The sequence below is a fragment of the Marinobacter nanhaiticus D15-8W genome, from assembly GCF_036511935.1.
In the GTDB taxonomy this organism is placed as follows: domain Bacteria; phylum Pseudomonadota; class Gammaproteobacteria; order Pseudomonadales; family Oleiphilaceae; genus Marinobacter_A; species Marinobacter_A nanhaiticus.
The window spans coordinates 4,328,596-4,343,227 of record NZ_AP028878.1 but is presented as its reverse complement, the minus strand read 5'-3'; the positions used below and the strand labels follow the sequence as shown (position 1 = coordinate 4,343,227).

At 60.2% G+C, this 14,632-nt stretch carries 13 protein-coding genes; 4 read left to right on the top strand and 9 right to left on the bottom strand.

What is annotated here, in order from left to right:
• Positions 1-6 precede the first annotated feature (6 nt).
• From RE428_RS19455 to RE428_RS19435, 5 genes are all read right to left on the bottom strand, one after another.
• Positions 7-1,251, bottom strand: a complete 1,245-nt coding sequence (locus RE428_RS19455; protein ID WP_040883172.1) for an aminotransferase class V-fold PLP-dependent enzyme — start codon at positions 1,249-1,251, stop codon at positions 7-9.
• Positions 1,252-1,256: 5 nt separating this feature from the next.
• Positions 1,257-2,543: a Fe-S cluster assembly protein SufD gene (sufD, locus tag RE428_RS19450; RefSeq protein WP_040883173.1), complete on the bottom strand. Its 1,287-nt coding sequence runs from the start codon at positions 2,541-2,543 to the stop codon at positions 1,257-1,259.
• A gap of 13 nt (positions 2,544-2,556) precedes the next feature.
• Entirely contained in the window at positions 2,557-3,324 is a 768-nt protein-coding gene (gene sufC, locus RE428_RS19445; protein WP_004580513.1) for a Fe-S cluster assembly ATPase SufC, read from the bottom strand.
• Between the two features lie 60 nt (positions 3,325-3,384).
• A complete protein-coding gene (sufB, locus tag RE428_RS19440; protein ID WP_004580514.1) occupies positions 3,385-4,833 on the bottom strand; it encodes a Fe-S cluster assembly protein SufB in 1,449 nt (482 codons plus the stop codon).
• A 393-nt stretch (positions 4,834-5,226) separates the two neighbouring features.
• Positions 5,227-5,676 carry a hypothetical protein gene (locus tag RE428_RS19435; protein ID WP_004580515.1) on the bottom strand — a complete coding sequence of 150 codons (450 nt, stop codon included), beginning with the start codon at positions 5,674-5,676 and terminating at the stop codon, positions 5,227-5,229.
• A gap of 110 nt (positions 5,677-5,786) precedes the next feature.
• On the opposite strand from RE428_RS19435, the gene RE428_RS19430 reads away from it, so the two are divergent.
• A complete protein-coding gene (locus tag RE428_RS19430; RefSeq protein ID WP_004580516.1) occupies positions 5,787-6,707 on the top strand; it encodes an AEC family transporter in 921 nt (306 codons plus the stop codon).
• Here RE428_RS19430 and RE428_RS19425 read toward each other — a convergent pair.
• Together RE428_RS19425 and RE428_RS19420 are read right to left on the bottom strand one after the other, a co-directional pair.
• Entirely contained in the window at positions 6,704-8,227 is a 1,524-nt protein-coding gene (locus RE428_RS19425) for an FAD-binding domain-containing protein (RefSeq protein WP_004580517.1), read from the bottom strand. The two genes, RE428_RS19430 and RE428_RS19425, sit on opposite strands and share 4 nt — an antisense overlap.
• Positions 8,224-8,385, bottom strand: coding sequence for a DUF2256 domain-containing protein (locus tag RE428_RS19420; RefSeq protein ID WP_004580518.1), 162 nt, complete (start codon positions 8,383-8,385; stop codon positions 8,224-8,226). Before RE428_RS19420 ends, RE428_RS19425 begins: the two co-directional genes overlap by 4 nt.
• 148 nt (positions 8,386-8,533) lie before the next feature.
• Here RE428_RS19420 and RE428_RS19415 point away from each other — a divergent pair, with 148 nt between their 5' ends.
• From RE428_RS19415 to RE428_RS19405, 3 genes are all read left to right on the top strand, one after another.
• Positions 8,534-9,100 carry a DUF2845 domain-containing protein gene (locus RE428_RS19415; RefSeq protein WP_004580519.1) on the top strand — a complete coding sequence of 189 codons (567 nt, stop codon included), beginning with the start codon at positions 8,534-8,536 and terminating at the stop codon, positions 9,098-9,100.
• A 109-nt stretch (positions 9,101-9,209) separates the two neighbouring features.
• Positions 9,210-10,850 (top strand): HAD family hydrolase, encoded by a 1,641-nt coding sequence (locus RE428_RS19410; protein ID WP_051079839.1) that lies wholly within the window; start codon positions 9,210-9,212, stop codon positions 10,848-10,850.
• Between the two features lie 339 nt (positions 10,851-11,189).
• Complete coding sequence (locus RE428_RS19405) at positions 11,190-12,587, top strand: pectin acetylesterase-family hydrolase (RefSeq protein ID WP_004580521.1); 1,398 nt, start codon at positions 11,190-11,192, stop codon at positions 12,585-12,587.
• 39 nt (positions 12,588-12,626) lie between these two features.
• Here the strand turns inward: RE428_RS19405 and RE428_RS19400 are convergent, their stop codons facing one another.
• Entirely contained in the window at positions 12,627-13,304 is a 678-nt protein-coding gene (locus tag RE428_RS19400) for a hypothetical protein (RefSeq protein WP_004580522.1), read from the bottom strand.
• Between the two features lie 22 nt (positions 13,305-13,326).
• On the bottom strand, positions 13,327-14,541 hold the full coding sequence (locus tag RE428_RS19395) for a transporter substrate-binding domain-containing protein (protein WP_004580523.1): 1,215 nt from the start codon (positions 14,539-14,541) through the stop codon (positions 13,327-13,329).
• Positions 14,542-14,632 lie beyond the last annotated feature (91 nt).

Here is a 14,632-nt window from a genome sequence, read left to right as displayed (position 1 = left end):
AGTGGTCTATTCAGCAAACAGCCGCTGGATCTTGTGCAGCGCCGCGAACAGCTGCTCCACTTCATCCAGCGTATTGTAAAACGCAAACGAGGCCCTTGCGGTGCCCGGCACGCTGAAGAAATCCATCAGCGGCATGGCGCAGTGGTGGCCGGTGCGGATTGCGATACCCTGCTGATCGAGCAGCGTCCCTATATCACTGGGGTGCAAACCATCGATTTTAAAGGACAGCACCGGCACTTTGTGCGCGGCAGTGCCGATAAGGCTCATGCCCGGCACGGTCTCGACCAGCTCGTTGGCCCGCTGCAGTAGGGCCTGCTCGGCGGTTTCCATGGCCGTGCGACCCAGGCCTTCGACATAATCGATGGCTGCGCCCAGCCCGACGGCTTCGGCGATCGGCGGGGTGCCGGCCTCGAACTTGTAGGGCAGGGTGTTCCAGGTGGTCTTCTCGAAGGTCACCCGTTCGATCATCTCGCCACCGCCCATAAACGGAGGCATTTCTTCCAGCAGCGACTCGCGGCCGTAGAGTACGCCGATACCGGTGGGGCCGAACAGCTTGTGCCCGGAGAACGCATAGAAATCGCAATCCAGCGCCTGCATGTCCGGGCGGTAATGCGGCACGGCCTGGGCGCCGTCGATCACCGTGACCAGGCCCTTCGCTTTGGCCTTGGCGATCAGGTCCTTGATCGGATTGACGGTACCCAGAACGTTGGATACGTGGGTGATTGCCAGCACCTTGGCCTTGTCGGTCAGCAGGCTCTCGAACACCTCCATATCCAGTTCACCCTGGGGAGTCACCTGGATGGGTTTCACGGTCGCCCCGGTGCGCTCGGCCACCATCTGCCAGGGCACGATGTTGGCATGGTGCTCCATCATGCTGACCAGGATCTCGTCGCCCGGCCCCAGACGTGGCGCCAGACCGTTGGCGACAGTATTGATCGCCTCGGTGGTGCCGCGGGTCCAGACGATCTCCCGGGTGCTGCGGGCATTGATGAAGTTGCGGACGGTCTCGCGGGCGCCTTCGAACGCCGCCGTGGCCCGGTCACCCAGGGTGTGGGCACCGCGGTGAACATTGGAGTGGCATTCGCGGAAGTAGCGTTCCATGGCATCCAGCACGGCCACCGGCTTCTGCGCCGACGCACCGTTGTCCAGATACACCAGGGGCTTACCGTTCACTGTCTGGGACAGAATCGGGAAGTCCTTGCGAATGGCGTTTACATCCAAAGTCTGCTTGGCTGCCGCAAGATCCGTCATCGTCATCAGGCTCCTTCGAACGTCTGTTCGATAAACCGGTTGAGTCGTGCCTGAACGGTCTCCCGTACCGCTTCGACCGGGATCTGCTCGATCAGTTCGTTGATAAAGGCCATGCTCAACAGGGTGTTGGCCTCGCGCCGGGCGATACCGCGGGATACCAGGTAGAACAGGGCGGTTTCGTCCAGTTGGCCGACGGTTGCACCGTGGGCACACTTGACGTCGTCCGCGTAGATTTCCAGCTCCGGCTTGGTGTCGATTTCAGCGCCGGTGGAGAGCAACAGGTTCTTGTTGCTCATGTTGGCGTTCGATTTCTGCGCATCCTTATGGATATGGATGCGGCCATTGAAGACGGCGTGGGACTCGTCGGCGGCGATGTTGCGATAGGTTTCCTCGCTGTCGCAGTGCGGTGCCACGTGTTCAATGGTGGTGTGGTTGTCGTAATGCTGCTTGCCCTGGGTGACGACCACGCCATTCAGGCGACAGTTGGCGCCGGATTCCTCCAGGCGCACCTGCAAATCGTGACGGCGCAACGGACCACCGAAGCCGACGCAGTGGCTGTCCAGCCGGGCGTTACCGAGCAGGCGCGCACCGGTAGCGCCAATGTGGTAAGTGTTCTCGCCTTCGAGCGACAGACGCACGCTGGTAATGTTGGCACCGTCGGCGAGGCTGAATTCGGTAACGGCATCCACCAGGGCCTGTTGCTCGCCGGTAGAAATATATTCTTCCACCAGGGTCATCTTGCTGTTGGTGGCCGCATCAACATAGATACGTGGGTACACGGAGCCGCTCGATTCAGCGTCGGTTTGGCAGATCACGAACAGTGGCCGATCCAGAACCGCGTTCTTTTCCAGGCGAATGTACAGGCCATCCTCGAAGCGCGCGGTGTTCAGGCGTGCCATCTGCACGGCGTTATTGTCCAGCGTATTGTCCAGGCGCTCTGCCAGTTGCTGCGCTGTGGTGTCATCCAGATCGGCGAAGCTGGTGATGCTGACGCCATCCACCGCCGGGAAGTCGCTGGCCTCCGGTACGACGACGCCGTTGTTGAGCACTACGTGGTAACCATCAACGGCCAGGGCGGGACCGGACTTGCGGCCCGCCGGTAGGGATGCCGCCAGTTCGTCCGTCAGCTTCAGGTAGCGGCTGGAGTACTTCCAGTTTTCGGTTTTGCGCGTCGGCAGTGGCATCTCCGCCAGTGCGCTACCGCGCTGCGCCCGAAGCGTACGTAACGGTTCGGGCAGCTTGCTGCCCGCCGACTCCAGGAAGGCGTCGGAGAGGGTCGGTGCTGCTTTCATCATAACCACCCCCTTAGCTCGCCTCGGCTTCGTCGGTGTCTTTGATGCCGAGCCAGCCGTAGCCATGCGCTTCCAGTTCCAGCGCCAGTTCACGGCCGCCGGACTTCACGATGCGGCCGCCAGCCAGTACGTGCACGTAATCCGGCACGATGTGGTCCAGCAGACGCTGGTAGTGGGTGACCATCAGTACGGCGCGTTCTGGCGAGCGCAGGGCGTTAACACCGTCCGCCACGACCTTCAGGGCATCGATATCGAGGCCGGAATCGGTCTCGTCGAGGATCGCCAGACGCGGTTCCAGCAGCAAGGCCTGAAGGATCTCGTTGCGCTTCTTCTCGCCGCCGGAGAAACCTTCGTTGACACCGCGCTTGAGGAAATCGGGGTCCAGGTCGACCTTCTTCGAAGTGGTCTTGGCCAGCTTCATGAAATCGACCGCACTGAGTTCGTCCTGACCGCGATGGGTGCGCAGTGCGTTGACGGCGGTACGCAGGAACTGCAGGTTGCTGACACCCGGAATTTCCACCGGATACTGGAACGCCAGGAAGATGCCTTCGCGGGCCCGCTCCTCGGTTTCCAGTTCGAGCAGGTCCTTGCCGTCCAGCTGGATTTCGCCTTCGGTGACTTCGAAGGCTTCATTCCCGGCCAGTACGGCAGACAGGGTGCTCTTGCCCGACCCGTTGGGCCCCATGATGGCGTGAACTTCGCCGGGCTTGATCTCCAGGTCGATCCCCTTGAGGATTTCCTTGCCTTCGACGGAGGCGTGCAGGTTACGGATGCTCAGCATGGATTGCGTTCTCTCTCGTCTTGATTCTGTATGCGTTTAAACCGTGTGCGCCACTGGGGTCTAGCCGACCGAGCCTTCGAGGCTGACTTCCAGCAATTTGCCGGCTTCCACCGCGAACTCCATCGGCAGCTCCTTGAACACTTCCTTGCAGAAGCCGTTTACGATCATGGAGACCGCCTGTTCCGGGTCGATGCCACGCTGGCGGCAGAGGAACATCTGCTCGTCGCTGACCTTGGAGGTGGTGGCCTCGTGCTCGACGATGGCGCCCTTGTTCTTGCTCTCGATGTACGGGAACGTATGGGCGGCACACTGGTCGCCGATCAGCAGGGAGTCGCACTGGGTAAAGTTGCGCGCGCCCTCGGCGCCGGGTCCGAAACGCACCAGCCCGCGATAGGCGTTGCTGGAACGGCCGGCGGAGATACCCTTGGAGATGATCGTGCTGGAGGTGTTCTTGCCCAGGTGGATCATCTTGGTGCCGGTATCGGCCTGCTGGTAGTTGTTGGTGAGTGCGACGGAATAGAACTCACCGACGCTGTTTTCACCGCGCAGGACGCAGCTCGGGTACTTCCAGGTTACGGCGGAGCCGGTTTCGACCTGGGTCCAGGAGATCTTGGAGTTCTTGCCGATGCAGGCGCCGCGCTTGGTAACGAAGTTGAAGATACCGCCCTTGCCGTGCTCGTCACCGGGATACCAGTTCTGCACGGTGGAGTACTTGATCTGGGCGTCGCCCAGCGCAACCAGCTCGACGACTGCTGCATGCAGCTGGTTCTCGTCGCGCATGGGGGCGGTGCAGCCTTCCAGGTAGCTAACGTAGCTGCCTTCGTCGGCAATGATCAGGGTGCGCTCGAACTGACCGGTGTTGGCCGCATTAATGCGGAAGTAGGTGGACAGCTCCAGCGGACAGCGTACGCCCGGCGGGATGTAGACAAAGGACCCGTCTGAGAAGACCGCGGAGTTGAGCGCGGCGAAGAAGTTGTCGCCGTGGGGCACCACGCTGCCCAGGTATTTCTCGACCAGTTCAGGATACTTCTGCACCGCCTCGGAAATCGGGCAGAAGATGACGCCGGCCTCAGCCAGTTGTTCCTTGAACGTCGTCGCCACGGAAACCGAGTCGAAGACCGCATCGACCGCAACGCCGGCAAGCTTTTCGCGCTCGTGCAACGGGATGCCCAGTTTTTCGTAGGTGCGCAGCAGTTCCGGATCGACTTCGTCCAGGCTCTGCGGCATGTCTTCTTTCTTCTTCGGCGCCGAATAATAGGAAATGCTCTGGAAATCCACCCGCGGGTAGTTGACGTGAGCCCAGTCCGGCTCCTCCATTTCCAGCCAGCGACGGTAGGCCTTCAGGCGCCAATCAAGCATGAACTGTGGTTCCTGCTTGATTCCAGACAGGCGCCGAATGACGTCTTCATCCAGGCCTGGCTCAAACGTATCCGCTTCGATTTCGGTTACGAACCCGTGTTCGTATTCCCGTTTGATCAGCTCGTTCACCTGCTTGTCGGTGTTCGCCATGATCGTCGCTCCGTCTCTCTCAAGTGCAGGTCGTTCATGTGCGAGCCATGGAGGCTCTGTTCATCTCTCTGGTCAGGGCGGAAACGGCCCGTCCAAAACATTCAGCCCAGTGTTGTGTCAGGCGTTACGAGTGGTTCCGTATTCTGGTTCCGGCTCCATCAAGCGCCCTTTGCTTCTTATGGGTGGGTCTTCTGGGGGAGGATTGTACAATATCAGAGTAAAATAGTCAGGTATTAAATGGTCGCAAAAAGCGATGGTTCGGACGGGCAGGTGGGTGGCCGGTACCGCTCGCCCGGGGTCAAGGGACCACCCCTGAAAGCCGCGTAGTATAACGTAGTTTGCCGGGATTGGTTACTCGACAACTTATAGTGATGACCTATGGCTGCGGGATTACTAATAAAGCGAATAGAGTGATTCAATGTCGGTGGTGTAGCTGATGCCGACCAGTTTCCAGCCGTCAGTGGCCTGGTAGAAGGTGAATTGCCACGCCATAGCGGCTTCAGCAAATTTTTGCAGCCAGGTTTCCCGGTAGAAGTGATCGTCGATGGCCTCACGTTTGACCCGGGCGATGTCCAGGGTTTTCCCGGCACGGTCGAATACCTTCTTGAAGTAGGTGTCGGCTTCCTTCGCAGATGCATCGAAAGGCTCCTGGGATACGCCAAGATAGGGCGCCAGGCTGCCATAAGCCTCGGTCACCTTGCCGTTCGCGACCTGCTGCATGAAGCCACGGGTCTTGGGCTCAACACTATCCGGGGCGGGGAGGGTGTCGGCGTGAGACGGGTGCGAGGCGAGGCAAAGGGCGATCAGGCACAGACTGGTGAGTAGGTAACGCATCGGCGGCATTTGGAATTCCCGGCATGGAGGATGGCTGTAGCGTCTGGATGCTCTATGCTATGCAACCTTCACGCAACGCGCTGTGATCCATTGCTGCTTCTCCAAGGTTGTATTGTCCCATGGCCATCGTTCTTTCGCTGTTCGTCAAGCTGCTGCCGTTGTATGTAACGGTAGCCCTCGGGTGGGTTGCCGGGCGTTACCTGGAGGCCAGCGGGCGGCATATCGCGGGGATCATGCTCTACATCGTGACGCCCTCAGTGATCTTCTCCGGCGTGATGGCCGCGCCGCTATCGACGGAAGTGCTGCTGATGCCGGCGATCGTCTTCGGTTTCTGTACCGGCATCAGCCTGCTGCACCTGTGGTTTGGCAAGCGGGTGCTGAGTGATGGCACCGCCAGCATTATTCCGCTGGCGGTAGGCACCGGGAATACGGGGTACTTCGGGATTCCGGTCGCGCTCCTGCTGTTCGGCGAGAAAGGGTTGGCGCTTTATATCGTCTGCATGCTGGGCACGACGCTGTTCGAGAATTCGGTGGGCTACTACCTGGCCGGTCGCGGCCGCTACAGTGCGCGGGATTGCCTCAAGCGCGTCGCCCGCCTGCCTTCCGTCTACGCGTTTTTTCTTGGCGTCATCCTCAACCTGAGTGACTTCTCCATTCCCGACGTCTTCATGCCGCTGTTCGACAACCTGCGCGGTGCCTACAGCATCCTGGGGATGATGATCGTGGGGATGAGCATCCTCAACTTCCGCGGCCTGGTCGGCAACGTACGTTTCACGGCCATCGCTTTCTTCGGCAAGTTCGTGGTCTGGCCGGTAATGGCGCTCCTGTTCTGGTGGATCGACAGCCAGTTCCTGCATTTCTACAGCGATGCGGTCTATCGTGCGATCTTCCTCGTGTCCATCACACCGATTGCCGCCAACACCGTAGTGATTGCCACCTTGTTGGATGCGTCGCCGCGACAGGCCGCTGGCACCACGTTGCTTTCCACGCTGTTTGCGCTGGCCTATATCCCGGTGATGGTGGCGATCTTTCTCCGTTAGTCGAACAGCGACAGTTGGGACGAGTCGGCCGGCTTTTCCTCCCTGACTTTGGGCCGATTCTGCTGCGGTCCGTTGCGGCTGCCGTGGCGTTCCAGCACCCGCTCGGTCTCTTCCTTCGAAACACGGGCATTACGGAACTCGCTGATCGCCTTCCGCGCGCTGCGGGCGGCGGTTTCGTGGTCGCAGATGGGCGCGATATAGTCCTCGCCGCCGTAGAGTTGGTGCTGGCGAGCATTCATCAGCCAGGGGGTATGGATGAACTCGTCAGGTACGCCGGCCAATTCGGGAATCCACTGGCGAATGAACCTTCCCTCCGGGTCCAACTTCCGTGACTGCAATTCCGGATTGTAGATCCGTAGTGCGTTAATGCCCGTCAGGCCACCCTGCATCTGCACCTGGGGGTAGTGGATGCCAGGCTCGAAGTCGGTGAACAGGCGCGCGAGATGCAGGGCAGGTTCTCGCCAGTGCAGCCAGAGCTGGTAGCTGGCGATAGCCATGAGCATCGCGCGCATGCGGAAGTTGATCCACCCAGTGTGGTACAGCGCCCGCATGCTGGCGTCGACCAGCGGCCAGCCGGTTTGGCCTTCGGTCCAGCGGTCCAGTCGTTCCCGGTCATTGGGCCCGGACTTGAGTCCTTCCAGTTCCCGGTGGATGGCGCGGAATTCCAGCTCGGGCTCATCTTCCAGCTTCTGGATGAAGTGACAGTGCCAGTGCAGTCGTGAGCGGAACGCAGTCAGACTGCGCTGGCGCCGCGGCAGGCTGGAGCGATGCTCGCTATTGGCCTTGGCGGCCTGGTAGATCCGTCGCAGGCTGACGGTGCCGTAAGCGATGTGCGGGCTTAGCCGCGAACAACCGTCGAACGCGGAATTCGGGCTGGAAATGTTGTACTGGTAGCCCAGGCAACGGCGGGCCAGGAACGAGTCCAACAATTTCTCGCCAGCGCGCATACCGCCGGGTTGGCGGCCGGGGCAGTGGCCCGGATGGGCAGGCGTAGGCGCCTCGATGACGTTGGGTGGTCCTGCGAGTTTGGGATGCGCTTTGATGGCTTCTGGTTCCGGAATAACGTTATCGCGCATGACCTCGCGCCAGGCCTTGTCCCAGATCTCCCTGTCGCGCAGTCGCCGCACGACCCCGAACGTGGACCACTCCTGAAATGCCACGCCCGCCTGTGCGCACCAGTCGATGACACGCCGGTCCCGCTGGAAGGTCCAGTCATTGCCGGTTTCCTGGTGGGCGACGATGCGTTCGAACCCTGTTTGCTCGTGCAACTGCTTCAGTACCGCTACCACATCACCACTGCGCACGATCAACGGCGCTCCGAGCCTGGCCAGTCGTTGACCCAGTTCGTCCAGGCTCTCCGCAATAAATGCCCATTGCCGTTCGCTGGTGTCAGGCTGTCGCCAGTAATCGCTTTCGACCACGTAGAGTGGAATGACCGGCTTCCCACAGCCTGCCGCATTGAATAGAGGCGCGTGGTCGACCGTGCGCAGGTCGCGCTTGAACCAGACAACGGTGGTCATGGTCGAGTGGTGTCCTCCCGCTGGCATGGGCGATGGCGCCGACAGCGCTCGCTACAGTAGCGCACCTGCGCCCAGTCACGTGCCCATTTCCGCCGCCAGGTGAAAGGGCGATTACAGGTCGCGCAGATCTTGGTCGGTAGGTGAGGTTTGCGATGCATGATAGTCCAGAACGGGTATTCGCTGAGTAGTTTACGTCCGGCTGTCCCGGGCGGATCGAGAGTGCCGGTAAAGTTTTGCTGGCGAGGAACTAACCCTATCCACATTGGACTATGCTGTCAGGATTCTTGGGATGATAGGGATCGATCAATGCGTGTACTCGCGTTGCTGGCGGTATTACTGTTATTGCCGTCCGCCGCTCAGGCCGCCTTTCGCTGTGGTACCGGGCTGGTGGATGTTGGCGACTGGCCGGTAGAGGTGAAGGAGCGCTGTGGCGAGCCCGACTATGTCGCCATCTATCCGGAAGCGGCCTTGCCGGGTATCGGTATCGTGCAAACAGTCGAGCACTGGTATTACAACCCTGGCCCCAGCAGTTTCATTCGCCGCCTGGTGTTCCGCAATGGGCGTCTCCAAAGCCAGGACAGCCTCGGCTATGGCTTCCTCCCCGGAGCCGCGGGTAACTGCAATCCACGAGTGCTCAACGACGGCATGAGTGAGTTCGAGGTGATTAAACGCTGTGGAGAACCACTGTCGAAGCGTATTACCTGGGTAGTGCCCGATGAATATTCCCGATACGCCGAACGTCGGGGTGTGCTGCAGGGTATCTACCCGGTAGAGGAATGGATGTACGAGTTCGGCAGCAACCAGTTCCGCCGTATCGTCACTTTCCGTGACGGCCGTATCACCGAGGTGGAATCGGCAGGTAAGCCGCAGTGAAACGGACGACGTTTTCGGTAACCTGATTCAACACAAACCTTTCAGCTTAAACGGTAAAGGAGGCTCGCCATTGCGGACCCGTGATGACCGACTGGCTGTACCCGCCGCCATGCTCTTCGACTGGCATGGAACCCTGGTAGATACCCATGACGCGATGTTCAGTGCCATGGAGGAGATGCTGCCACAACTGGAAGAACTCGGGCTGGTCGAACACTTGCTGCCCGAGGAGGCCTGCAACAATGCCGATGACGCCCGCCTGGTGCGTTACATCCGCATCTTCCGGCGACTGCATCCGCGCATCCTGGCAGAGCGTCGGGTGTCGCGCACCGATATCTTCAACGCTATATTCGGCGATAACCGAGAAGCGAAGTCCATCGCCCACCACGCCTACAATCAGTGCTACCGCAAGTATTTCGGCCGCGTGAAACCCTTCCAGGAAGGTGTCTATGACTACCTGCGTGCCTGCCGCGATCTCGGGATCAAGCTGGTGGTCGCCACCAACCGCAACCGCGAGTTCCTCGACACCGAGCTGAAAACCCTGGAAGACGGACGCTGGCGCGAGCTGTTCGATGCCACCGTCTGCGCTGACGACGTTACCCACTACAAGCCTGACCCGGAAGTGTTGGTCAGTGGTGCGGAAAAGGTGGGCCTAAAGCCGGGAGCGGACATCTGGTACGTGGGGGACGGCTACACCGATATGGTCACGGCCAACAACGCGGGCGTGACCCCGATCTTCTACAACGGCGCCCACTGGGAACCGCAGCGTATCCAGGGCTGGTTCCGCAAGCAGGACCGGCCGGCGCTGATTATCGAGAGCTTCGAGCAACTCATGGACGAGCTGGCGGCCTTCCCGGAAGGGACCTTCCAACGCCCCGTCGATGAAGTTCGCCCGCAGGCCTTTCCCGCACCGGCACCGCCCGAGCCGCGGCAGGAAGCCGACTGGCACCCCGCATTGGCCAAACTCATCCGCCCGGAAGTCATCCTGTTCGACTGGCATGCAACGCTGGTGGACACCCTCGATGCCATGTACCACGCCGTGGACGACATGCTGCCGGAATTCCGCGAGCTGGGCCTGATGGAGCGTATGCTCGAGCCTGAAGACAGCAAGACGCCGGAAGATGCCAAGTTGGTGGACTACGTCAGGCAATTCTCCCAACTACACCCGAAGGTGAGGGCGGATCGCAAGATTTCTCGCACCGATATCTTCGAGGTGCTGTTTGGTGACGACCAGGACGCCAAGGCTATCGCCCACCAGGCGTTCAATCGTCACTACCGCAACCACTATGGCAACGTCTCGGCGTTCGAGCCGCGGGTGAGCCAGATGCTGGATGGTTTGCGCCGGCTTGGCATCCAGGTCGGCGTCATCACCAACCGAGACCGCGAGTTCTTCGAGCACGAACTGGCGGCGGTGGAAGGCACCGGTTGGCAGCACCTGTTCGATACCGAGGTCTGCGGCGACGACACGCCCCTGCGCAAACCCCATCCCGATCAGCTCATTTTCGCCGCTGAGAACCTCAACTACCCGGTCGGACCCAGCGTCTGGTATGTAGGCGACAGCACCACCGACATCATCGCCGCCAAACGCGCCGGCATGACCGGTGTCTTCTTCAACGGCGCCTTGTGGGATCTGCCCTGGCTGCAGAACATCTTTCCCGGCACCCATCGTCATCCACACAAACCGGATGTCGTGGTGAATGATTTCTCGGAGTTCTGGGCGCTCGTCCTGGCTTGTGAAGTCGGTCCGCCGTAACTGTAGGTTGAGGGAAGGCTGTTCAAAGCTATGAACGAAGGGGAGGGATGACTGCGCCGAAGGAGGGACAGGGATGTCCCGGGCGTCATGGCTGGCCAGGGACGGCCATCCAGGACAGCGTAGGCGCAGTCATCCCTCCCCTTCAGTCCCGCCAAGAGGATATGCCCACCTTCCGTTAGGTCAAAACGGTCTACCTATCTGCGTTGATCTGACAGATTGTCACGTCTAATTTTTGATCAGGAGCCTGCCGTTTCTGACGACGTGCACTCCTGCATCCTGTGTCTCCCAGTGGTATTCAGGGATCGCCCTTGAACAAGAACAACCAAAGGAGGGGTGACTGTGAAACACAGTGCCACAACGAAGATAACGGCCTTCCTCGCAGGCCTGCTGCTCTCCGGTTCCGCCCTGGCGGAGCTGGGTGATTACGGCTTCTGGCGCACCTTGGGCAATTTGGTGTCGCCGCCGGGAGCGGACAATCCGGTCACATCGGATCAACGTCAGGGTAACTATCCGCTGCTGTCGAACCCGTCCGGCTTCAACGACGGCTTCTCACCGGGCAACTACTATGCCTGGCAGACCATACCGCTGGCCCCGGAAACCGGCGCGGTATGCGGCAACGGATCGGAGTACAAGTTCTTCATCAACCGGGTACCCAATACCAGCAACACCATCATCTACCTGGAAGGTGGCGGCGCCTGCTGGGATTACGAGAGCTGTACCGGCCAGACCGGCATTCGTGGAGCCCGGAATCCCGATGGCATTCCCGACGACTACATGAGCCTGTTGAACCCCGGCGCCAGTCTGGTCAGCCCCTTCGTCGTGCGCTTGCATCCCTGGACCCGGGTAAAGACCCAGGACTGGAATATGGTCTATATCCCATACTGCACCGGCGATATCTACTCCGGCGACAAGGTCGCGATATACGAGGATCCGGACGGTGAAGAGGAATCGCTGATCTGGCACCACAATGGCATGCGCAACATGCGCGCCGTCGTCGCCTGGCTCAAGGACAACCTCCAGCGCCCGGCGCAGATGCTGACGACAGGCTGCAGCGCTGGCGGTGTTGGCGGATTGACCAACTATCACCCGACCCGGCGCGATATGGAGCCGACCCGCGGGTTCCTGATCGACGACTCCGGGCCGGTATTCAATGCCCCGATCGGGGCCTCGCCGGAGCAGTACCCTTCTGTATTGCTGCAAACCTTCATCCGGGAAGCCTGGGGGCTGGATCGCCCGTCCGGCCCGCTCGATTATATCGCCTCCGGCCTGCCAGGCCTGTCGCTCAACGATCTGGGCACGCTCTACGCCGCGCTGTCGATGGCGCTGCCGAACGATCGCATGGGTCAGACCCATTTCTGGCAGGACCTGAACTTCTCCGCCTATTCCTACGAACGTTTCTACGACGAAATCGCCAATGCGCCTTCAGAGACTATCAAGGAAGCGGAGCTGCACGAGCGCTGGTACATAGATACCCAGCGCCTGCAGCAGAGCCTGGCGCAGTTGGACAACTTCGGCTACTACATGCCCTGGTTCCGGGATGTGAACGAGAGTCACTGCACTTCGATCATTGAGTTCGCCAATTCCGATATCCAGGAAGCGGGACTGGAACTGGATGACTTCGTGGCCAACGTCCTCGATGGGAGCGGGGCGGTAATGCAGGCCTCCGAAACCGACCAGTTGGCGGACTACAACAAGCCTTTCAATCTGCTCTACTGGACGTTGGATCAGTTGCTGTAACAGCGGCTAGGAAAAACGTCAGGGAGAAGCCGGGCGGCGTCAGTCCATGCCGTCGTTCCCGGCGGCTTCGATGCGGGCTTCCATCAGCTTCTGGCGCAGGTATTCGTTGCGATCCACATCGCCCGGGATGCGCTCCATCGCCATGACCTCATCGACGATGGCTTTCTCCTGCGCCTTGTAGGCATCGAACTCCGGCCTGGGCTGTGCCTCCCATTCGGCCTTGCGGGCTTCAGACTGTGTCTTATAGTCGTCGATCAAGTCCGTCATGGCCTGCTTTTGTACGGACTCGTCGCCGACGGTGGTCTTGATCAAGGCCAGTTGCAACATCAGGCTCTCCATGGCACTGACCTCGTCCGCCTCCTCGTATTTTTCAAGCTCTGCCTTCAGTGCCTGGGCCTGCTGCTCAAGCTGTTCTTCGCTAAGCTGATCGGCCTGGTCGAAGAAACTGCGCACATCCGCCTGGAAATCCAGCCGCCGTCCGAAGGCGAGGGTGCGGGGATCGTCGAGCATGGCCTGTTGTGCTTCAGTTATCTGGTCCGGAAGCGCGCCATTGCCTTCGGGCTTGTCGCCCTGGACCGTGCCGGAGACGGCGGATTGCCCTTGGTCCGGGGCGTCTTCCGGAATGTCCGGCGGCGCCTGCTGGAAGAGGATAAGGCCCAGGCCAACGCCCGCAAGCGCACAGAGCAGTATCGTGACGTGGATTGGCCGCATTTTCATGATGGATCACCCAGACGGCGCATTAGTGGAGCCCTGACAGCGCTTTTTCGATATCGAGTCCGATAGCGACGACGCCGATAAGTTCACCGCTGCGGTCATCGAAAATGCTCTTCGAGGCAATGACCTGAAAGTGCCTTGATGACGCATCGAAACGCACAGGACTGAGGAACAGCCCTTTGTCCACATTGGCCACCACTTCCCGGAACTTGGATTCGTCGCCCTGCCAGAAATCGCTGGTCAGTCGGCTCATCGCGACCAGGGCCCCCTGATGGTCTATCAGCATCAGCTCGGTGATACGCCCATTATGGCTGGCCTGCCAGTGCTCCAGCGCAAGTGATGTGGGGTTGGCGGTGATGGCCAACGCTTCGTCGGTAGGGTTCTTCACCGAGGCTTGTTGCCAGAGCTGATCGATCATCAGGATTTCTGCCAGGGTATAGTCATTCCTGGCACTGCGCAGGGCAGCCTCCAGGTTGACCTGTTGCTGTAAGTTGGCGAACAGTGCCCGCGCCTGTTTCAGGACCTCGCCGGCTTCCTTCTCATCCAGTTGGAAACCAGAGGTGACGCAATCATCGAGCCGGGCATTGAGCCGGGCCAGAAAGTCTGGATGGACGTTGACGAAATTGTTGCCGAGATAGAGGCCCAGTGGCGCAAACCGGATAAACTGCGCATCCAGCCCCGGTGCGGGCTGGAAGGCTTCCTGCTGCTCGAGGTAGGCCTCCATCACCCGGCTATCCACTACAAGCCCGTCGATACGCTGGCGGTCGATCAGCGCCACCAGCTGTTCCAGGGTCGCCACCTGCATGGTGACGTCGTAGCCTCGCCGCTCAAGCCACATGGCTTCGTTGCTGCCGGCTATGGCGCCCAGTCGGAGGCCGTCCAGGGATTCAACCGGTTGTTCCGAATACAGGTACCATTTTTCCAATGCCAGCGGCGCGCTGATCACTGCATGCTTGTTGAGCTCTGCCGAAGGTGCAATGCCCAGGTAACCGTCGATCACGCCTTTTTGCAGGGAATGGCTAGCCCGGCGTTGCGGGACCATCTGGATATGCGGGCGCCATGGGGTTTCGCTCAAGGCGCATCGCAGCGCATCGACTGTCGATCCCCGAATCTCACCATCCGCTCCGTACTGGTAGGGCGGGGCCGGTGAAGCAAAAAGCTGGAGTGGCTGTTCGGCAGCGACCGAAGAGCCAAAGGCAAGCAGGTACAGTGTGAAGAAGGTGCGTGTTACTACACGCATAACTCTCCCTAGTGCCTGTCCGTAGTGCACGGCCAAGACCATCATTCTTGTTATGAAAAGTGTAGCAGCTATTGGTAGATCCCGCGTTGAA